Genomic DNA, 19,898 nt, shown 5'->3' on the forward strand with positions numbered 1-19,898 from the left:
TTCGGGCGCGGCGCACGCCGCCCGGCTACGGGCCGACGATCTCCGCACGCCGGGTGTCGTTCGTCGCGTCGACATCGCCGGGCAGGTCGACGATCGCGGAGTCGATGCTGCCGCTGTAGCTCGGATCCACGGTGACGGTCACCGTCGCCGGGGCGACCCGCGGCTGCAGCGCCGCAGTGGTGCGGCACCTCACGACGACGGTCTCGGTGAACTTCCCGCCCGTGTTCAGCGAGATGGGCAGCGGTGACGGAGCGCAGGTGAGGCGAGGATCGACCGTCCACGCGGCGGCTCCCGTCCCGCCGCCGTACACGTTGTTCTTGATGGTGAACTCGACGGTGGAACCCGCAGGCACGGGCGCCGTCGAAGCCGTGCTCGGACCGAAGGACCCGGTGTACGTGAGCGACTGCGAGCCGCGGTCGTCGATCGAGCTGGTGAGCACGGCCGTCACCTCGCCGTCGAGGACGGTCGGAGTGGGGGTGGGCGTGGGGGTGGGTGTCGGCTTCGGGGTGGGCGTGGGTCGGGTGGTGGGCTCCGGCGCTGGCGTCGGGGTCGGATCCGGTGCGGGGGACGCCTCGGGTGACGGCGTGGTCGACGGTGCCGCCGTTCGAGTGCTCGGCGGGCAGGGCGACGCCGCCGTCGCGGGCTGTGCGGAAACGCCCGTCAGGGTCGCCGCGCCGACCAGGATCGCGATCAGCGCGAGCGTCCCGTGCGTCGCGCGCGGTGTCTTCCGGCACAGGATCAGTGCGGTTCCGAGGGCGACCGCCGCAACACCCACCAGTCCGAGGGCGAGGGTCGGCCCGCCTCCCGTCTCCGCAAGCACGCAATCCATCGACAAATCCCTCCCGAGAAAACGGAACCCCGCAGTGTCGGCTGTGTAGCCGAGGGCATGCCGCGGAATGCGCGCACGACCCTCAGTGACTCTATCCGGAGTACGGGCCCAGGGTTCGCGCGCCCATCGGTGCGGCAGAAGACCTCCGCCGAAGCGGGGCCTCTGGCCCTGCTGAGGAGTGGGTCCGGCGGGGCTCGAACCCGCGACCCGCGGATTGCCGGCTCTCGACTCCGGGTGGCGGGGATCGACTGAACGCGGCAGGAAATGCGCGGGCCGAGTCCCGACGAGCTCGGCATCGACGGCGCACCTTCGCGATCTCCGACGAAGCGCTCAAGCCCGAGGTGATGCCTGCGACCGCGCGATCACCCTGGGTGACCGCGCCGGTATTCGAGCTGCATACTTGGACGACGCCGCGCCCCGGGCTAAGCCGACGCTCACCGCAGCATCCGCTGGGCAGGCAGTGCCCGCCCGAAAATGACGGTGCCCCGCACTTCCCAGGAAGGAAGTGCGGGGCACCAACACCCTGCGACCGGCAGCCACGAGCCTCGCGCCTGTGGTGTCGAGAGGTGAAAATGGAGCGTGAGCTTGAGGCGCCTTTCAGGGAGGGCAGCAAGCGGTTAGATGCCGAGTTGGTAGCCCCGGGTGCAAATCGACCCGCCGCCCCACCACTTCAGATTCGATTTTGTCACCGGCCCGTAAACTCCATCGACTCCGATGCCGTCAGCGCGCTGCGCGTTCATCAGCGCCCGATAGGTAGCAGGGCCAAATGCGCCGTCTGTCGCAATGCCTTGCCCGTAGCATTTGTTGAGTGTCTGCTGGAGGACCGTCACAGCCACGCTATTGTTCCCTGATTCCAAAATGCAGTTGTAGCTGTCGCCGGCTCTCGGAATCTTGTACCACGCCCCGTTGCCGGGGATGATGTTCTCATAGCTTGAGCAATAAGTGACGGCCTGTGCTGCAGGAGCGACCGCGATGCCGACTCCTGCGACAGCTCCGATTGCGAGTGATGCGGCCGCCAGCTTCTTTGCCAACTTTCCCATGTTTCCTCCTGATGTGAAAATTCGAGGTCTAGTGAACCTACGTCACGGTCTAGTGCCCGTCAACTTCGGATTTCATATTGTTTTCGATTCATGTTTTGTCCCCCTCGGTCTCTTGCGCGCCGTAGGGGGCAATGAGAGGACTTTCTTTATTTCCTGTTTGGGCTGGCCCCGAGCAGAATGGCGCCGAACGTCACTCGGTGGGGCGACGCGGGGCACCTCCGGGTTGCGAGCTACATGCCCGGGCCGCGAGCCGCGCCTGGTGCATGCTGCCCGCGACGGTCACCTGCGGCGACAGCGGTCGCGGGTGGGACGCGTTGTGCGAGCCGAACCCGTGTGTGCCGAACTGCTCGCGGGGGTGTGCGACCGCGGTGCGGAGCGCCTGCCCGAGGTCCTTCCGCTCGGCCGGCGGCGCCGCCCGCGCCCACAGGGCCGGCCGAAACGCCCGTGGAGCAGGTCTGCTGGGGTATCGGTGACGCGCGGCGCGAGCTTCTGTTTCTTCGGTCGGACCGCGACACGCGTCGGCAGGACCGACCCGGCAGAAAACCCCCGCCGAAGCGGGGGTCTCTGGCCCTGGTGAGGAGTGGGCCCGGCGGGGCTCGAACCCGCGACCCGCGGATTATAAGTTCGCTACTTCGGTCGACGTAGATCGAGTCGGCGAGGTGATCCATGTCGACTTCGGGGAGCCGCGAACGGCCAGGTTTCAAAAGCTTGGCGAGTCAACCGTATGCACTAACGGTTAGTTGAAACAATGCGCTGAGGCGTGGGGGCCAACCCTGCGCCTTTCGTATTTTCTAGAGGAGAGCTATGGATTGGGAGACCGTCCTGGCGCGATTTGACGCCCACCAGCGGGCCGCGAGCTTGAGCGCGCGCACGATCGACAACCGCCGGCAGATGCTTGAGCGTCTCGCCCGAATGAGTGGCGTGCCGCCCCAACGCCTGACCATGGACCACCTGATCGGATTCCTGAACCGACCACATGCCCGGACCGGCGGCGAGATGGCGCCGGGAAGCAAACAAGTCGAGCGCTCGTACCTCCAGTGCTTCGGGCAGTGGATGGTCGAGGAAGGGTACGTGGAGAAGAGCCCGGCGGCAAGGCTGCCCCGTGTTCGAGTTCCTCGGCGAAGAGCGCGCCCGATCCGTATGGCTCACGTCACGGCACTCTTTGAGTTGAACGTTTGGCAGTGCACGAAGGACCTCATCACCGTCCTCGCGAACACCGGACTTCGAATCGGGGAAGCGGTTCGGATTCGGGGTCAGGACTACGACCCCATCGGCCTAACCTTGCGAGCGGTTCGGAAGGGGGTCTGGTGCAGGTCATTCAGTTGCCCGAGGCTGTCGTTGAGATTGCCGAACGCATGCCGCGAACCGGGTGGTGGTTCCCATCGCCCTACGTGTCGAGCGCGTTCCCGGAGGGTGGAGGGCACATTCTGATGAAGTCGGCGAGCACAAAGATCGGCCACGCTCTCCGCAGGATCGGAATCAACGACCCCAAGATCACGGGGCACAGCATCAGGCACTTCTATGCATGCATGCTCCTCGCGAACGGCACCCCGATCCACGTGGTGCAGGAGATGCTGGGACACGCGTCGCTCGCGACGACGCAGCTCTACGTCCTGGTTGAGGATGACGAGATCCGTGCTGCTGTGGCGCGAATCCCGCGGATTGCGCCAGCGGAGCGTCGGTCCACCGACCGGGATCAGCGACGCGTCGCGTAGCTGCCCCCTGCTCAAATGGTGGGGCTGCTGACTCTGGTCAGCGGGGCGCAGGTTCGATTCCTGCGAGGGGGACATGTAGGGAGTCGCCTACGTCGCGACATCACGCACAGGAGGGGCGTTTCTGAGTCAGGGGACGTTCCTCTTGCGTGTCGGGCGCGTGGTCGTGGATGTTTGAGTCGCGACAGTGTCGTCGGGACTCGACTGGCGTCGCTCTCGGGAGACGCGACATGTCGCGCCATCGGGTCGCGACATCTGTCTCCGCGCCGTCGCGACACCGGGGCGGGGGTTGTTATGCCGAGGGAGATGTCGCCGCGTCGGAGGGCATCGTGCACAGCCGCCGCGCCAGTCTCGTGACGCCGACTGGCTGAATGTCGCTTCGAGGACGTACCATCGACAATCGAACAAATGTTCGAACGTTGGGGGTGTGTCATGAAGGTCGAAAACGTGCGGCCCGTCGACAGCGACGCGCGACCGGCGCTTGTGCTCGTCGCTGGATCCGAGGTCCCCGCGGGCTTCCCTTCGCCCTCTCAGGACTACACCACCAGCGAGATCAACCTCAACGAGCACCTGCTCACGAGCCCCTCGTCCATGTACCTCATGCGCGTCCGCGGCCAGTCCATGACCGGCGCCGGGATCTACGACGGCGACGAGATCATCGTCGACAAGGGCCGCCGCGCCGAGGACGGCGACGTCGTCATCGCATACGTCGACGGCGAGATGACCGTGAAGCGCCTGCGCCGCACCCCGGACGGTGGGGTGATCCTCGCACCTGAGAACCCCGCCTACCCGAACATCATCATCCCCGAGCTCTCCGACCTCCAGATCTGGGGCGTCGTCACGACCTGCCTGCACCATGTCCCGCGCGGCTGAGCACATGGTCGCGATCGTCGACTGCGAGAGCTTCTACGCCTCGTGCGAGCGCGTTTTCGATCCTGGCCTCGCCGGCAAACCGATCGTGGTCCTGTCGAACAACGACGGCTGCGTCGTCGCCCTGAACAAGGAGGCAAAGGCTCGCCAGATCCCGATGGGCACGCCCTGGTTCAAGCTCGAAACCTACGCGCGCCGGAACGGCGTCATCGCGAAGTCCAGCAACTACGAGCTCTACGGCAGCCTCAGCGCCCGCGTCATGGAGATCATCGGCCGCTACGCCGCATGGCAGGAGGTCTACTCCATCGACGAGTCCTTCATCGGGCTCCGCGGCGACCGAGCCGAGCTCGAGCGCGTCGGCCGCGAGATCCGCGCCGAGGTTATGCGCTGCACCGGGATCCCCGTCCGCGTCGGCATCGCCCCGTCGAAGACCCTCGCGAAGCTCGCGATCCTCGGCGTGAAGGCGGACCCAGCGCTCGACGGCGTCTGCCACCTCGGCCGCTACGACCAAGCCCAGCTCGACCGCATCATGGAATCCCTCGCCGTGACCGACCTCTGGGGTGTCGCCGGCCGCACCGGGAAGAAACTCGCCGAGCTCGCGATCCACACTGTGAAGGACCTTCGCGACGCTGACGCGAAGTGGATCCGCAAGCGATTCTCCGTCGTGCTCGAGCGCACCGTCATGGAGCTCCGTGGGATCTCCTGCATCCCGATCGAGCCCGAGCCGCGCGCCTACAAGGACCAGCTCATCTTCTCCCGCAGCTTCTCGCGCCCCGTGTCGTCGAGCGACGAGATGCGCCAGGTGCTGTCGATCTACGCGCAGAAGGTCAGCGGCCGACTCCGCGCGCAGGGGCAGGCCGCCGCGGTGGTCTCCGCGTGGGCGTCTACATCGCCGTTCGCGCAGTCCGGGATCGCGCACTCCGGGCACATCGCGGTCGGCATGCCCGCGCACACCGACGACCCGATCTGGATCGGGAAGGCCGCGCACATGCTCCTCCCGAAGCTCCACCCCGAGGCGCGCTATGTCCGCGCCGGCGTCGTCCTCACCGACCTCCGCCCGCTCACCTCAGCGACCCCGCTCGATCTCTTCGCGCTCGACTTCGAGGGCCGCCACGTCGGTGACACTCTCGACGCGATCACGCGCAAGCTTGGGCCGACCTCGATCGGAGTCGGCTACGGCGGACTCAAGGATGCGCCCGTCTGGAACATGAGACGCGAGATGCTGTCTCCGCGCGCAATGACCCATTGGGGAGAGTTGCGGGAAGTTCAGGCTTAGAGGGGCCTCATAAGGGTGCGCGCCAAGTTCATTATCTTGGGCGTATCAAGTGGGTCATTCCAAACGCCGACATAACTATTATTTCCGGCTTTCATTCCATGAATCAGCCCGCTCGCGCTTGATGTCACTAGGATCTCGGGCACTTCGCTCTCTTCAATGAAGTTCTCATCTATTGCAAGCCTTAATTTTTGAGGGCTGACGTAGCTGAGCCGAACTTGTGACCCTTCCTTTGGAATCAGCTCTATATATCCCGAGCTTCCAACGCTTCGCAGAGAGGGTCCATGCGCCTGAGCGATCCCTAGCTTCTCGCGCGACGCAGCGCCGACGAGGCTATTTGTGAATTTTTGTCGCGACACAACTTCGATGGCCTTGGGGGAAGCTGAGGGTTTACCTGATGTTTCATGAATCCACTGCATCAGCGCATCCATTGCGTTGGCTGATTCGGACGACTCTGTCTTTTGCTTGCCTGAGTTTGGTTGCGGCTTGGAAGCAACGTTCTGCGTATTCTCGGCAGCTTGGTTGGTTTCGACGACAAGTGCTACATGATCTACGAGTGAACTGCACGCCCGCTGCTGGGCCTCATCCGGAGCGGAATCTCGCAGAACGCTAAGCGTGCCCATTAGCAAATGTGGCGATAGCGATGGAGTTCCAGGCTTGGAAGGTGCGACTCGCTCCGCCGCCCATTCAAAAGTTCTCCACCAAGATGCCTGGTCATTTGCTTCCCGCGCCTGCGCCAGGGACTGGTTGGCTTGGCCAATCTGTCTAGAGATGCCATGGAAAGCAATGAGTGCTGCGAGAATGGCGCCGAGTCCGGCGGCGATACCCGCGCCGTTCTGCAAGATGAATCCTCGGGCCCAGAAGCCCGCGTGAGGCCATTGTGCATCCCACCCGGCGACCAGGCCGACAGTGATGGCAAGCAGAGCGCTGACTGAAACGAGTGCCCAGATCCACCACGGCAGGCTCGTTCTGGCGGGACTACCATGATCGCTAGGTGCTGGCCTCAGCTTGGATCTACTTGTGGGGTTCACATTTGAGATTATGACGTATTGGATCGCATGATGTGGTTCCTGAGTTGTCGTTGCAGCATCAGCGGCTTTCGAGTGAATTTGGCAGCTCCAACTGATTAGTCGGGGGTTGCCAGACACTCATCGGAGGGGTGGCCGGATCGCTCGAGCGGATCTATCCTGAGCGCATGTGCTCCAGCTACGGGCTCGGCGGTGCCCTGCACCCGCTCCCAGACGACGCCGTCGTCCTCGACGAGAAGGACACCGACGCCGCGGTCCGCGCATGGTCGCGCGACGGCGGCGGCCACGCGAAGATCACCGGCCCCCGCGCCCGAAACTTCAACCCGATCATCCATGGGCTCGAGCATGACGTCGAGCTCGCCTGGTGGTGGCTCTGGCTCGGCGGAGCCAAGGCAAAGTTCTCGGCGTTTAACTCGCGCGACGACATGCTCGTGCGCCGCTGGCGGAAGCGCTTCCAGCACCGCGCACTCCTGCCCGCGAACTGGTACGACGAAGGCGGGAAGACCTGGAGCCTGCCCGGCGCCGAGCCCTTCATGATCGCGGCGATCATCGCGCCCCGCGAGGTTGAGGATGACGGACCCGAGCTCAGCTACTCGATGGTCACTCGGCTCGGCATCGGAGAAGCATCGAGCGTGATCGCGAAGATCAGCGGCGAGCCACGGATGCCCCTGATCATTCCTCCCGAGATGTACGACGAATGGCTCGACCCTGCGGTGCCCGGCGACGCCGAGCTTGTCGCTCGTGTGCAGCTCGCGTCCGAGGAGCTTTCGCTCGCGGTTTCGCCCATCTCCTGACCGCGCATCGCTCCCGTCTGGTCGCTCCTGGGAGCGGCCGCTTGCGCTGCGCCCGCTCCGCGGGCTTGCTGGGAAAAACGGGGGATGTGGTTGCGGCGGATCCTCCAGGGGATTGCGAGAGGCCGGACCAGTGCCAAGTAGGTCATTCCGGGGAGCGGCGTGGCCTTGCGGTGAGTGCTGATCGTCGGGTTGGTGCGCGGTCTGTCGTTTCTGAAGAGCGGAAGAGCCTCGAACGATGGGGCGTTGAGACGCTGTACGGAGCAAGAGAATGGTGGTCATGCCGAACATGCCGAAGCAGGAACGAGCGATCCGGACGCGGGCGACGTTGATCGAGGCGTCCGCGGTGCGGATCGCGGCCGATGGGTACGTTGCGACGACGTACGCAAAGATCGTCTCGGATGCAGGACTTGCGGTGGGGACGATGCTGTTCCACTTCCAGACGAAGCAGGACATCGGTCGCACGCTGGTCGAAGAGGCCGAACAGCGGATGACCGCGGCCACCGAGCACGACGTGCCCGGTGTTGACGGCGTCGAGTACTCGCTCGTGCAGCTCGCGGAGCTTGTTGCTTCGAGCGCGGTCGTGCGCGCGGGCCTCCGGCTCTCGGCCGAGAACGTTGCCACGCTCGAGCTGCAGGCCGGCCGCCCACAGCTGCTCCTGCTCGAGCGCGTCACGCAGCTGCTCATAGGCGCGCACCAGCGCGGAGAGATCTCCACGGCCGTCGACGTCTACACCCTCGCCGAGGCCCTGGTCGAGGTGTTCTTCGGTGCGTGCGCGCTGTCGCTCGCGCTCTCTGCCGGTGCGGATCTCCCGGCCCGGATCGGCCGGGCTCTCCCGGTCCTGCTCGCGAGGATCCCGGCGCCCGCCGCCTGACGCACCGGCTCTGAAATGGCTGTGCCCCGCACCGATGGTGCGGGGCACACTCATATCCAGGGTCAGGCGCGCGAGGCTGCCGGCTGCGGCTCGGCGGGCATCCCTGAGCACATGCGCGGCAGCTCCCGCACGAGGTAGTCCGGGAGTAGCTGCGGACCGTCCGTCGCCGCTGCGGGAGCTGGTCGCGGTTCGACGGGTTCCGCGTAGTACTCGGCGAAGTGCGTGTTCTGCTCCATCCAGTCCCAGAGCGAGAGCCACGGGTTCGGGGTGTTGTCGCGGTAGAACTCCCAGGCCGTGTACGAGCCCGGGTCGAGGTCTTCGAGGGGCACGCGTGTGGGGAGGGTGAACGTGAAGGGGGACATGGCCGGATCGTACGTACCGGGGTTCCGGTACGTCTAATCCGTTTCAAATTTGAATAAACCAAGGATCTCGCCGCCCCAGCCCGGGACTGTCGTGGTCACGTGGGGGGCCCGGCAGCGCCGTGCGCGAAGGGGCCGCGCCCCTCGCACACCCCTGCTCCGTCCCGCATCCGCGGGACGCCCGGGGTGCCGCGCCGGTGCGCGTCACCCCTTCGGACACCCGCTCCGCGGGCGGCTGCGCAGGCTGCGCCTGCATCTTGTGCCGTGGAGCCTGCGGCAGGCTAGCGACTCCCACCGGAGCCCTCAACCTGTCGGGTCGAGTTCGCGCGTCTGCGCCGCGCGCTCCCCTCTAGGTTGCGTTCTCCGGCGCGCGCCGCTGTCGGCGTAAACGCCTCCCCGGCAAAAGAAACGAGGGAGGAGAGAGAAGGGAACGCCGAATGAGAGACACGATCCAGCACCTCACGCCCGACCTGCACCGGAGCCTGTTCCTCCGCCTTGCTGCGGTGGAGCCCGGCGTGGAAGAGCTGTGGGCGATGGGCAACCTGCAGCTGCTCGCATCGAACCAGTCCGCCGTGCTTGTCGACGGGGCGCGCGCCAGCACCGCGTATGGCGAGCACGTCGCAACCGAGTTCGTGCGCGAGCTCGCCGAGGACCACACGATCATCACGACTGGCGCATTCGGGATCGCGGCAGCCGCGGCCCGCGCGACCCTCGAAGCCGGGTTCGCGCCGGTCATCGTGCTCCCGAGCGGTCTCGATGTGCCGTTTCCTTCCGGGAATCGTGACCTGTTCGACCAGATCCTCGAGCGTGGCGGCCTGATCCTGTCGCCCTACCCGTCCGAGCGTCGCCCGTCCCGGTTCTCGTTTATGCGCCGAAGCCAGGTCGCAGCCCACCTCGCGGACGTCACCGTGGTGGTCGAGGCCGGGCCGCGTTCGCCCGCGGTATGGACTGGGGCGCAGGCGGCCGCGGCCGGGCGCACTGTGGCCGCGGTCCCCGGCCCCATCACGAGCGCGATGTCGAAGGGGTGCCACACGCTGATCCGGGACAACGGGGCGCATCTGGTGGTCAGCGCCGCAGAAATCAGCGAGCTGGTGCTCACGGCCCGCCAGTGACGAAGCGGCGGGGCGCCCCCAGCACGGGGCGTCCCGCCCGCTCGGCGGGGCGGGTGTCACGCCCGCGGGGCGCGACGCGAAGGGGCCGCGCCCCCTCGCACACCCCTGCCCCGTCCCGCATCCGCGGGACGCCCGGGGTGCCGCGCCGGGGCGCGTCACCCCTTTCGGACGCCCGCGGGGCGGGCGGCTCAGCAGGCTGCGCCTGCGCCCTATTTGCCGGGAAGCAAGCGACAGGATAGCTGCCCCCACCGGCGCCCCCAACCTGCCGGGTTGAGATCGCGCGTCTGACGCCGCGCGCGCCCTTCCGGTTGGTGCCGCCGGCGCGAGCAGCTGTCGGCGATTCTCGCCTCCCCGGCAAAAAGAACGAGGGAGGAGAGGAAAGGAACACTGATGGGAAACCGAGCATTCATCACGGCACCGGGCGCGAGCGTCGGCATCTACCTGCACTGGAACGGGGGACTTGACTCGATCACCGCGTTCCTCCGCTACGCGGAGCTCGCGGGCCTGCCCAAGGCCAGCCACGAGGGGTACTGGCTCGCCCCGTACGCGGGGATGCTGGTCAACTACTTCCGCAACGACGGCCACACCGTCTCGATCGAGACGTGCGACCCCCGGAACCTTCAGGCCACTGCTCCGGACGACAACGGGACGTACGTGATCGAGGACTACCGGATCGTAGGGCGCATCCACGGCCCGGAATTCGAGCAGCGGACGCACGATCTTCAAGTCATGCTGCGTGAGATCGACGAGAAGCAGCCCGAGCGGGACCGCCTCGACGGCTTCTTGGACGGGGTCGAGGTCGACTCGAAGTCCCTCGACATCGGCGCGCAGGTGTGGACGCGTGAATACTTCGGTGACGGGCCGAAATACAAGCTCCGCACCGTGATCGGTGTCGGTGAGCCACGGGCTCGGGTCAACGGGCAGGACCGCAGCGGCCTGCCCTACGTCGACCGATACGACGACCAGGACAACGCGAAGAACCCGAACTCGTACCTCCCGGAAGGCGTGGTGCGGATCCCGGCGACCGTCTGACCCGTGGCGGCCGTCTCCGAGCGGGGCGGCCGCCAGCCGGCGGGCGGGGCGGGTGTCACGCCCGCGGGGCGCGACGCGAAGGGGCCGCGCCCCCTCGCACACCCCTGCCCCGTCCCGCATCCGCGGGACGCCGGGGTGCCGCGCCGGGGCGCGTCACCCCTTCGGACACCCGCTCCGCGGGCGGCTCAGCAGGCTCCGCCTGCCCATCTTTTGCCGGGAAGCAAGCGACAGGATAGCGACGCTCCGCTGCGCCCCCAACCGCCCCCGTGCTCCGCTGCGCTGCGCACGGGTCGGGTCAGGCCGCGCGTCTGACGCCGCGCGCTCCCCTTCGGTTGTGGGCTCCGCTGCGCGCCGCTGTCGGCGATTCTCGCCTCCCCGGCAAAAGAAACGCGGGGAGGAAATCACACCGGAACACGCGCCCCCGCGGCGCAGCAAACCTAGGGAGACACCCCATGTCCCAGACCACCCAGTCCGCACCCGCGACCCCGGGCACCATCGAGCACCTGGACCCCGCGACCCTCGTGATCGAGACCAACGTCCGCAGCGAGGTCGCCCTCGATCCGGAGTTCCTTGACAGCATCCGCGACTCGGGCGTGATCACCCCGATCATCGCGACCCGCGCCGCGGACGGGCAGGTGCACGTGCGCGCCGGTCAGCGCCGTACGACCGCTGCCCGCGAGGTCGGCCTCGCCACCGTCCCGGTCTACGTCGTGGACGCGCAGGGCACCGAGGCTGACCGCATCATCGTGCAGCTCGCGGAGAACGAGCACCGAATCGAACTCACGCAGGGCGACCGGATCGAGGCGTGGAAGCAGCTGACCTTTGAGGGGCTTTCGGTCGCGCAGATCGCCAAGCGCACCGGCGCGAAGCGCGACCAGATCAAGACCGGCATCGCGGTTGCGAAGGCCGACAGCGGCAAGCAGCTCCTCTCCGAAGGCCTCACCCTGGATCAGGCCGCAATCCTGCTCGAATTCGAGGATGACCCCGAGGCCGTCAAGCAGCTGACGGAGTACGCGATTACCGACCCCGGCTACTTTCCCCATGCGGTCGAGCGTGAGCGGCGTGACCGGGCCGACCGGGCCGAATGCGCGCCGCTGATCGCCGAGGTTGAGAAGCAGGGCGTGACCGTGCTCACCGAGCGCCCGTACCACGGCGAAGCGCCGTTCCCGATCCGCGGTCTGCGCAAGGCCGACGACAGCGCCGTTGAGGTCGAGGACGTGATCGGCAAGGAGGGCGTGTTCGCAACCGTCATCAAGTATGCGACCGGCCCGCGGGCCGAGTACTACGTACAGGACCCCGAGGCGCTCGGGTTCAAGCTGAGCGAGAGCTACTACGGCATCAGCGGCGGTGCGAAGAAGGGGCCGATGACGGATGAGCAGAAGGCCGAACGGAAGGAGCTGATCGCGAACAACAAGGCGTGGGATGCGTCCGAGACCGTGCGCCGGGAATGGCTCGCCCAGTTCTTCGCCCGCAAGACCATGCCGAAGAACGCGGTGGCCGTGACCGCTGAGATGCTCACCGTCTCCTACTACGCCGTGAGCGACGCGATGCGCACCGGCAGCGGCTACGCCGCCGAGCTGCTCGGCGTGAAGGGCACCAGCCGTCAGGCGCTCGCGGACTACCTGGCCAGCCACCCGACCAAGGACAAGCACGTCGCCCTCGCGATCGCCCTCGCCGCGGTGGAGAAGTCCACCGACCGACAGACCTGGCGCTCACCGCGCACCGAGACCGCCCGATACCTCGTCGCTCTGTCCGAGTGGGGCTACTCGCTCAGCCCGGTGGAGAAGATCGCCGCGGCCCCGGCACTGCCCGCCGAGACCGAGCCTGAGACCGAGACGGCCTGACCCTGAGCTCGGTGCCCGCCCGAACGCGCGGCGGGCACCCGGCATCCGGGGCGGGGAGCCCGACTCCGCCGTGCGCGAAGGGGCCGCGCCCCCTCGCACACCCCTGCCCCGTCCCGCATCCGCGGGACGCACGGGCCGCCGCGCTGGGGCGCGTCACCCCTTCGGACACCCGCTCCGCGGGCGGCTCAGCAGGCAACGCCTGCATTCAATTGCCGGAAAGCAGCAGCAGTGTAGCGCCGCTCCGCCTCCGCACCAGGTGGCTCGGGAATCTGCTCCGCAAGCTCCGCAGATTCCCGGCCGTCGCATCCTCGCCCGTCTTCCGCTGCGCTCCAGCCGTGCGGGTCTGCTCCTCCACCTGGCGCTCCAGCTCCGCGCCGCTGTCGGCGATTCTCGCCTCCCCGGCAAAAGAAATGAGGGGGAGGAGACGAAAGGAACACGAACTCATGGTCGATCCATTCACCACCGCAGTGGCCGTCATCATCACCGTCACCTACTGGCCGAGGTGGGCGTACCGCACATTCATCCGCCCGAAGAACCACGCCTAACCCGACTGCGCGTCGAACGCATCTGACCAATGGAGGAACTCATGAACACCACGATCACCGTCTACACGAAGCCCAGCTGCGGGCAGTGCACCGCGACCTACCGGGCGCTCGACGCGAAAGGCCTCGAGTACGAGGTCCGCGACCTCTCCACGGACGAGGCAGCACTCCAGGCCGTCAAGGATCTCGGCTACCTTCAGGCGCCCGTCGTCGTCGCCGGTGCTGAGCACTGGTCGGGATTCCGCCCCGACAGGATCTCGGAGCTCGTGAACCTCGCGGCCGAGGGAACGGGGGCAGCCCGATGAACGCTAAGGCCCTGCGCGCCTTCGAGGTCGGGATGACCGTGGTCCTGCTGCTCGCCGTGCTGGTCGGCCTGACAGGCGCATTCGGCGTGCTGTTCTCCGACCCGGAAACCGTGTTGAGCGGCGTCTGGTTCGCGCTCCTCATCGGGGCGTTCCTCATCCTCCTCGCGATCCCGACGGTGCGGAGACGACGAGCCGCGGTCGCACCCGCCCTGACTACGCAGCGTGAGCCGGTCGACGTGACCGTGACCCGATCAGAAATCGACGGAGCGCTGCTCATCCAGATCGACACCGAAGACGAGACCGGGCATCTCCGCATCGACCTCAACGACGGCACCATCTGGGATGCCGACCCCGAAGGGAAGTACTGACCATGAAGATCGCCACCCTGCTTCGAACCGCAGCAACCTGGCTGACCGATCATAGGGACCAGATCAGCCAGATCGCTCTCGCGATCCTTGCCGGGCTCTGGAAACTCGCCAAGCTCCTGATCGGCACATGGATCGTATTCGTCGGCCCCCTCTACGTCTACCGGCTGTGGGCCGGGCTCGACGGTGACCCCGAGAAGGAGGCACTCGTGATCTCGTGCCTGTTCTTCGCGGTCGCTCTCGCGCTTCTCATCAGGTATGTGTTTCGGCTAGCCACGTCCGGCCGTCAGGCGCCCACGGTCGGTGCTGGCATGGGTGTTGCGGCCCCGCTACGCGCCCAGACCATGACGAGGTGACGCTGCTGTCCGTCGCCCAACACGAGGCCCGGCACGCAGTGATCGCCGACGTGCTCGGGCATACGGTCACCGAGATCCAGACCCGCGCCATAGGGAACAGCGGAGGCCACGTCAGGTTCGACCCTGCCGAGGGGTTGAGCCGTGCCGACGAGCACTGGCACAACCTGCTCATTCTGTTCGCCCCGATCGGCCTTAACCAGGGATGCGCACAGGGCGATGACGTGCGCGCCTTCTCGCACCTCACCCAGATCATCGGAGCGGGGGAGAAGCCCACAGGGTATGACGGGATGCTCACCCTCTCGGTGCTGCACCGCGCGGCGATCGCGCGCGCCCGCGAGCTCGTCGACGAGCACCGGGTCGCGATCATCCTGCTCACGGGCGTGCTCCTCGAGGAGCGAAACCTCGCAGGTGATCGCCTCGCCGAGACGATGCGCAAGATCCACAACACCCCGTCCGCGGAAGAACTCATTGCTCGGGGTCGGGCCGGCTCTGTCGATAGCGGGGTCCGCGATGAACGGTGAAGAGCCCATTCATCTGGTGCGGACGCTGGCCCTCTGGTACCCGGTCATAGCGATTCCTGCCGGTGTGGTCATCGGTCTGCTGGTGCTGCTGGGGATCAATGCCGACGAGTGGGTGCGGGATTTCTGGAACTACATGAAGGAAGACGAGGACGATGACCGCTGACTATAAGCCCGTGCAGGTGAACAAGAACGCGAAGATCCTCGCTGTCGCGGGGGTGCGCTACCCGCTCTATTGGGAAGAGTTGGGGAGCTCGGCGAAGGACCTCTGGGAAGAACGAGCAGTGCGCCGGCCCCACCGAACCGAGCAGCTGCGGAAGGGAGTAAGCCGAGATGGACGATGAGTTCCGAGGCATGAAGCTCACGCTGATCGCCGGGGGAGTGCTTTTCCTCTGCGCGATCGTCGCGATGCTCATCCCCTTCACCCTGGGCGTAAAGCCGCCTGCGTGGAAAGCCGAGGGTAAGCCCACGAGCGAGGTCGCGACCGTCGAGTACGTGGTCGACGGCGACACGATCGCTGTCACTCGCGACGGCCGTAGCGTGCCCGAGCGGGTGCGGCTGATCGGGATCGACACCCCGGAGCTCGGGCACGGCAAAGGCCCGGACGAGTGCTGGGCGGTCGAGGCCCGCGACATGCTGCGCGGCCTCCTGCCCAAGGGCACCAAGGTCGCCCTCTACCCGGACCCGTCGCAGGCCAGCACCGACAAGTACGGGCGGCTGCTGCGCCACGTCTTCACGGGCGAGGGCACGCCGGACCGCTCGAGCGTGGCCCTGTACCTGCTCGCGATGGGCGCCGGCCCCGAGCACACCTACGACACCCCGTACGCCGGACAGGCCGAGTACCGCCACGACGCGGATCTCGCCCGCACCAACCAGCTCGGCTACTGGCACGACTGCCAGTAGCCGAGCCCACCAACACCATCGAACGACACATCACAAGGAGAACATCATGAGCTTCATCAGCAAGGTCGGAAACCTCGCCAAGGCCCCCACTCTGAAGCATGGGGATCACGGCCCGTACCTGTACGCAAGGATCCTCGTCACCGACCGGATCAAGCGCGACGGCCAGTGGGTCGACGGCCCGACCGTGGCGTACGAGGTCGCCGTGTCCGGCGAGTACGCCGTGAACCTCGATCGCAGCGCGAAGGCCGCCGGCGGGAAGCTGCGCGTGTTCTTCTCCGGCCGCTCGTGGACCGATGAGTTCACGACGAACGAGGGCGAGGTCCGCCAGATCCACAAGGTCAAGGCGGACGAGATCGGAACGAGCCTCCAGTTCGACGCATACGCCAAGCTCCCGGTCGACGGCACCGAGCCGGACGCACGCGGCGCTGAGCTCGAGCAGAACCAGACGCCCGCCTCGTCGCAGACGCCCGCCTCGTCGCAGACGCCCGCCTCGTCGCAGACGCCCGCCGCGGCGCCGGTGCCGGCACCGCCCGTGGCGACTGCCTCGAACGCGGCCGCAGCGGGGGCGGCCTCCCCCGCGGTCGACGGGGCGAGCGCCTACGAAGAGATGGGGCGCCGCGTCAGCCTCCTGGTGCAGGACCGCTACCTGCGCCCCGAGCACGCGGACAACCTCATGGGCGCGGCCGAGTCTCTGGTGCAGAACGCCGGGGGCGCACGTGATCGCTTCATCGAGGTGCTCGCCCCGCTTGGACTCCCGCGGGCCGCGGCGCTGTTCCTCACCTGCGTGATCGACCAGCTCGAGGGGACGGGGCGTCTGCTCAGCTGGAACGAAGCCGCCGCTGCGGTCTCCGCCCCTGCCCCCGCCACGGCTGCCCCCTCGAGCGCCCCCGCCGCGACGTCGCACTGGGACGCGGTGGCGCAGGCGCGACGGGACGTCGGCCAGATGTAGCGCCCCAACCCTGCGGGACGCTCACTGTCCCCAGCTCTGTGCCCCGCGCCCCGTGCGCGGGGCACAGCTGTTTCTCCGCCCGCGCCCAGTAGACCGGGGCGCGGGCATCGCTGTTCCTGCCCCACGGTCTCGCCGCTCGCGATGAGGCCGCGGGGCGTCGCCGGCGTGGGGCGGGGAAGCGGCGGCGGGACCGGAACCGGTGCCAGCGCGGTTGCGCGCCCCACCAGCAGGCGGCCGCGAAGATCGGGGCCATGTCCCACCAGACGCGGACGAACCCCGGCAGGAGGATCTTGCTGAGGGGCGTCTCGGCGTAGAAACGCCAGACGGTGTCGGCGGCCAGAACCAGGGCGGACAGGGTCTCAAGCGGGATCGAACTGCTCATGCTCTGGGTAATGCGCGGCGAACCAGACAGTGCAGCTTCGCGGTCTCGTCGTCGGGGCGCCCCGCGGGGGCGCCCCGACGTCCCTCCACCCCATCCGCTCTGCAGGCGGCGACGCCGGTGATCGCGAATTTTGCGACTGCGATCGCGACCAACGATCGACGATGGACCTCGCCGTCGACGTCGGGTCCGGAGCGGCCGGAAGCCGCCCGCGGGCCGCCGGCGGGCGGGGCCCAGGCGGCCCGGAGGGCCGGCCTGGGCGGAGACGATGCGCCGACCGGTTCGGGTCCGGCCGGGATCGGCTCGACCCCGAAGGGGTCACAGGCCTGCCCGGCCTGGAGGGCATGACCTGCGGAGCAAGTTAAAGAGTTAGGTGCCCTAACTCAACTTGGCCCGCGCTTTTGGTGCGCGGGCTGGCCACTCTATTGAGTGGGTCCCCGAATGGTTCGGGGTCGCTGCGCTGGCTGGAGGTGATCGACGTGGCGATGCAGGGGAAGAAGCCGGCGGGCCGGAGTCGACGCGAGAACGTCTCCGGCGGACGGGGCGGCCGCGTCAACGTTCGGCTGTCGCAGCGAGAGCTGCAGAAGCTCGAGGAGATCCGGCGCGCGACGGGGCAGACCTTCCCGCGCATCCTCGTGGAGCGTGCCCTCGCGAGCGACTCGGGCGTCACGAAGTCCGACGTCGACGAGATCATCGCCTACATCAACGGGCTCTCGAGAGAGTTCAATCGGGTGGGTGTGAACCTCAACCAGATCGCGCACGTCGTGAACGCCGGCGGGCAGCTCCCGCCCGAGCTGCGCGGCCCGTTCGCGGAGATCCTGATCGAGCTGCTGCAGCTCGCGCGCCGCAGCCGCGGCCTCTACGACCGGCTCGAGGGGCAGGGCCTCAAGTGATCCCGCACGTCGAGCGCGGTGACCGCTTCCACGGCCTCATCTCGTACCTCGCCGGGCCGGGGCGGGCGAACGAGCACGAGTACCCCCACGCGATCGCGGGAGACCCCTTCATCCAGGCTTGGTACGTCGGCCGCGGCGAGCTCGACGACCAGGCGGTGAAGGACATCACCGCGAACCTCGACCAGCCGCGCAAGCAGTTCGGAGTGAAGATCCCGTCCGGGCACGTCTGGCACTGCTCCCTGTCGATCGCCGCCGAGGAGGGCGAGCTCACGGATGAGAAGTGGGCGGAGATCGCCGGTGACTTCCTCAAGGGCATGGGCTTCGATGACCAGGACGGGGCGCGCGCCCCGATGAGGTGGGTCGCGATCCGGCACGGCAAGAGCAAGGCCGGGAACGACCACATCCACCTCGCGGTGCAGCTGGTGCGCGAGGACGGGACGAAGGCCGATACCTGGCACGACTTCCCGCGCGCGCAGAAGGTGTGCCGCGAGCTCGAGGTGAAGCACGGCCTCGAGGAGCTCAAGTCCGCGGGCCGCGGCCGTTCCTCCCGCGGCTACCAGCGCGGCGAGCGTGAAGCGCAGGCACGCAGGCGCGCGAAGGAGCAGTACGAGGCTGAGCGGGCCGGGACCGGCCCGCTGTGGCGTGACCTTCCCGCTGCGGCTCGTGAGGCTCGCATCGAGGCGCAGAAGACCCGGGAGCTCGATCGGGTGCGGCTCGCACGCGGGATTCGCGCTGCAGCTGCAGGCTCTCGCTCGGAGGCGGAGTTCGTGCGTCGGATCCGCCGGCAGGGGCTGCTCGTGCGGCCGCGCTTCGTCGACGGCAGCCGTACCCAGGTTGCCGGGTTCTCGATCGCGGTCCGGCCCGGCATGGCTGGACCGGGGAGCAGGCGCAGACCGTCTGGTACGGCGGAGGCCGGCTCGCGCACGACCTGTCCCTGCCCCGGCTCCGGATGGAGTCGATGTGGCCGGATACACCCGCGCACGTCGCGGAGGCCGAGGCAGAGTGGCAAGCCGCCTACCGGGGAGAGAAGATCGTGCGCCCCGGCGCCGAGCTCCCGGCGAAGCCGACCCCGGAGCTGTTCGAGAAGTTCCGAGCCGAGCTGCGCCAGGTCGAGGAACGCATGGCACAAGTGCCGCTCACCGACGTCGCCGCGTGGGCGCGTCTCGCACGCCAGGCGTCCGGCGTGTACGCGGCCTGGTCGAACGTGCTCGAAGCGGTCCCGGGGCCGCTCGCCCGGGCATCGGACACGCTCGCGAAGCAGGCGACCACGAAGCGGTACCAGCCGCGTCGACCCGAACGCCGCGAGGCGGTCTCGTTCACCGGCACGGCGATCATGCTCACCATGGCAGCGACCGCGAAGGACAGCTCGGTGCCGCGCGCGCTGCTCGCGAACCAGCTCGTGATGCTCGCGATCCAGCTCGCGAAGATCGTGAAGGCCGCGGGCGAGGCTCGCGAGGCCGCGCAGATCCTCACGCAGGCACGGGTCCAGTACGGCGAGGTGAAGGCCGCTGTCGAGAGCGCCCGTGCTTCGGTGGGGACCGCAGCGCTCGACCGGGCGACCACGGCTCGGGGCGGCGCGGTGCCGGGGAGCGTGGCGGATCTTCCTCCCGAGCTGCAGCTGTCGGCCTACCGGCCCGAGCTGCGCCCGGGCAGTGTTCCGGTCCAGCCGGCCGCCGCGGATCCGGCGCTGCGCATGGAGGATCTACTCGCCGCATCCGACCGCCGGCAGCGAGACGCTCCGTCCGCGGAGGAGCTACTCAAGCGGGCCTTCCCGAGATCCGGGCAGAGCGCGGTGCAGCAGCCGGCACCGGTGCGGCCGAGCCCTGCGACCAAGCCGCGCGCACCGAAGCCAGAGCGCGGCCCCGGCCTGTAGCGTCTGCGCGGTTCTGCCCATCTACGAGGGGAAGGTGCACGGAAGTCGTGC

At 67.9% G+C, this 19,898-nt stretch carries 21 protein-coding genes, 2 tRNA genes and 1 pseudogene; 19 read left to right on the plus strand and 5 right to left on the minus strand.

All coding sequences use genetic code 11. From position 1 onward, the window contains the following. Positions 1-25: 25 nt before the first annotated feature. The 3 genes from AB3K78_RS01125 to AB3K78_RS01135 all read right to left on the minus strand — a co-directional run bounded on the left by AB3K78_RS01125 (position 26) and on the right by AB3K78_RS01135 (position 2,516). Positions 26-829: a hypothetical protein gene (locus AB3K78_RS01125; protein ID WP_416445422.1), complete on the minus strand. Its 804-nt coding sequence runs from the start codon at positions 827-829 to the stop codon at positions 26-28. Between the two features lie 617 nt (positions 830-1,446). Beyond that, positions 1,447-1,860 (minus strand): peptidoglycan-binding domain-containing protein, encoded by a 414-nt coding sequence (locus AB3K78_RS01130; RefSeq protein WP_416445424.1) that lies wholly within the window; start codon positions 1,858-1,860, stop codon positions 1,447-1,449. 590 nt (positions 1,861-2,450) lie between these two features. Further along, positions 2,451-2,516: transfer RNA gene (locus AB3K78_RS01135), tRNA-Ile, on the minus strand. Between the two features lie 660 nt (positions 2,517-3,176). Here AB3K78_RS01135 and AB3K78_RS01140 point away from each other — a divergent pair. The 4 genes from AB3K78_RS01140 to AB3K78_RS01155 all read left to right on the plus strand — a co-directional run bounded on the left by AB3K78_RS01140 (position 3,177) and on the right by AB3K78_RS01155 (position 5,727). Further along, complete coding sequence (locus tag AB3K78_RS01140; RefSeq protein WP_416445426.1) at positions 3,177-3,584, plus strand: tyrosine-type recombinase/integrase; 408 nt, start codon at positions 3,177-3,179, stop codon at positions 3,582-3,584. A 3-nt stretch (positions 3,585-3,587) separates the two neighbouring features. After that, positions 3,588-3,656, plus strand: a tRNA-OTHER gene (locus AB3K78_RS01145). 357 nt (positions 3,657-4,013) lie between these two features. Next, complete coding sequence (locus tag AB3K78_RS01150; protein WP_416445427.1) at positions 4,014-4,454, plus strand: LexA family protein; 441 nt, start codon at positions 4,014-4,016, stop codon at positions 4,452-4,454. Positions 4,455-4,458: 4 nt separating this feature from the next. Further along, positions 4,459-5,727: a Y-family DNA polymerase gene (locus AB3K78_RS01155; protein WP_416445429.1), complete on the plus strand. Its 1,269-nt coding sequence runs from the start codon at positions 4,459-4,461 to the stop codon at positions 5,725-5,727. Here AB3K78_RS01155 and AB3K78_RS01160 read toward each other — a convergent pair. Beyond that, entirely contained in the window at positions 5,724-6,566 is an 843-nt protein-coding gene (locus AB3K78_RS01160) for a hypothetical protein (protein WP_416445431.1), read from the minus strand. The genes AB3K78_RS01155 and AB3K78_RS01160 overlap by 4 nt on opposite strands. Positions 6,567-6,919: 353 nt before the next feature. Here AB3K78_RS01160 and AB3K78_RS01165 point away from each other — a divergent pair, with 353 nt between their 5' ends. Together AB3K78_RS01165 and AB3K78_RS01170 are read left to right on the plus strand one after the other, a co-directional pair. Continuing rightward, positions 6,920-7,546 (plus strand): SOS response-associated peptidase family protein, encoded by a 627-nt coding sequence (locus AB3K78_RS01165; protein ID WP_416445433.1) that lies wholly within the window; start codon positions 6,920-6,922, stop codon positions 7,544-7,546. Positions 7,547-7,823: 277 nt separating this feature from the next. Then, a complete protein-coding gene (locus AB3K78_RS01170) occupies positions 7,824-8,417 on the plus strand; it encodes a TetR family transcriptional regulator (protein WP_416445435.1) in 594 nt (197 codons plus the stop codon). A gap of 62 nt (positions 8,418-8,479) precedes the next feature. Here AB3K78_RS01170 and AB3K78_RS01175 read toward each other — a convergent pair whose 3' ends face one another. Then, positions 8,480-8,779: a hypothetical protein gene (locus tag AB3K78_RS01175; RefSeq protein ID WP_416445437.1), complete on the minus strand. Its 300-nt coding sequence runs from the start codon at positions 8,777-8,779 to the stop codon at positions 8,480-8,482. 434 nt (positions 8,780-9,213) lie between these two features. On the opposite strand from AB3K78_RS01175, the gene AB3K78_RS01180 reads away from it, so the two are divergent. The 13 genes and pseudogenes from AB3K78_RS01180 (at position 9,214) to AB3K78_RS01240 (ending at position 19,847) form a co-directional block, all read left to right on the plus strand. Further along, a complete protein-coding gene (locus AB3K78_RS01180) occupies positions 9,214-9,888 on the plus strand; it encodes a DNA-processing protein DprA (protein ID WP_416445439.1) in 675 nt (224 codons plus the stop codon). Between the two features lie 390 nt (positions 9,889-10,278). Beyond that, positions 10,279-10,920 carry a hypothetical protein gene (locus AB3K78_RS01185; RefSeq protein ID WP_416445441.1) on the plus strand — a complete coding sequence of 214 codons (642 nt, stop codon included), beginning with the start codon at positions 10,279-10,281 and terminating at the stop codon, positions 10,918-10,920. Positions 10,921-11,372: 452 nt separating this feature from the next. After that, positions 11,373-12,764: a ParB/RepB/Spo0J family partition protein gene (locus AB3K78_RS01190; RefSeq protein ID WP_416445443.1), complete on the plus strand. Its 1,392-nt coding sequence runs from the start codon at positions 11,373-11,375 to the stop codon at positions 12,762-12,764. Positions 12,765-13,350: 586 nt separating this feature from the next. Next, positions 13,351-13,611, plus strand: a complete 261-nt coding sequence (gene nrdH / locus AB3K78_RS01195) for a glutaredoxin-like protein NrdH (RefSeq protein ID WP_416445445.1) — start codon at positions 13,351-13,353, stop codon at positions 13,609-13,611. Further along, positions 13,608-13,979, plus strand: coding sequence for a hypothetical protein (locus AB3K78_RS01200; protein WP_416445447.1), 372 nt, complete (start codon positions 13,608-13,610; stop codon positions 13,977-13,979). The genes nrdH and AB3K78_RS01200 overlap by 4 nt, the downstream gene beginning before the upstream one ends. Positions 13,980-13,981: 2 nt before the next feature. Next, positions 13,982-14,332: a hypothetical protein gene (locus AB3K78_RS01205; protein ID WP_416445449.1), complete on the plus strand. Its 351-nt coding sequence runs from the start codon at positions 13,982-13,984 to the stop codon at positions 14,330-14,332. 38 nt (positions 14,333-14,370) lie between these two features. After that, positions 14,371-14,853, plus strand: coding sequence for a hypothetical protein (locus tag AB3K78_RS01210; RefSeq protein ID WP_416445451.1), 483 nt, complete (start codon positions 14,371-14,373; stop codon positions 14,851-14,853). Beyond that, positions 14,843-15,016 carry a hypothetical protein gene (locus tag AB3K78_RS01215; protein ID WP_416445453.1) on the plus strand — a complete coding sequence of 58 codons (174 nt, stop codon included), beginning with the start codon at positions 14,843-14,845 and terminating at the stop codon, positions 15,014-15,016. Before AB3K78_RS01210 ends, AB3K78_RS01215 begins: the two co-directional genes overlap by 11 nt. Before the next feature lie 188 nt (positions 15,017-15,204). Continuing rightward, entirely contained in the window at positions 15,205-15,753 is a 549-nt protein-coding gene (locus tag AB3K78_RS01220) for a thermonuclease family protein (protein WP_416445455.1), read from the plus strand. 46 nt (positions 15,754-15,799) lie between these two features. Next, positions 15,800-16,702 carry a single-stranded DNA-binding protein gene (locus tag AB3K78_RS01225; protein WP_416445457.1) on the plus strand — a complete coding sequence of 301 codons (903 nt, stop codon included), beginning with the start codon at positions 15,800-15,802 and terminating at the stop codon, positions 16,700-16,702. An 864-nt stretch (positions 16,703-17,566) separates the two neighbouring features. Then, complete coding sequence (gene mobC, locus AB3K78_RS01230; protein ID WP_416447276.1) at positions 17,567-17,974, plus strand: plasmid mobilization relaxosome protein MobC; 408 nt, start codon at positions 17,567-17,569, stop codon at positions 17,972-17,974. Between the two features lie 203 nt (positions 17,975-18,177). Beyond that, positions 18,178-18,426 (plus strand): annotated as a pseudogene (locus tag AB3K78_RS01235) (relaxase/mobilization nuclease domain-containing protein); the annotation flags it as partial. Between the two features lie 506 nt (positions 18,427-18,932). Then, the gene (locus AB3K78_RS01240; RefSeq protein WP_416447392.1) at positions 18,933-19,847 is read left to right on the plus strand and encodes a hypothetical protein; all 915 of its coding nucleotides are present in this window, start codon (positions 18,933-18,935) and stop codon (positions 19,845-19,847) included. Positions 19,848-19,898: the final 51 nt, after the last annotated feature.

This window comes from Leucobacter sp. HNU, assembly GCF_047946755.1.
Lineage (GTDB): Bacteria > Actinomycetota > Actinomycetes > Actinomycetales > Microbacteriaceae > Leucobacter.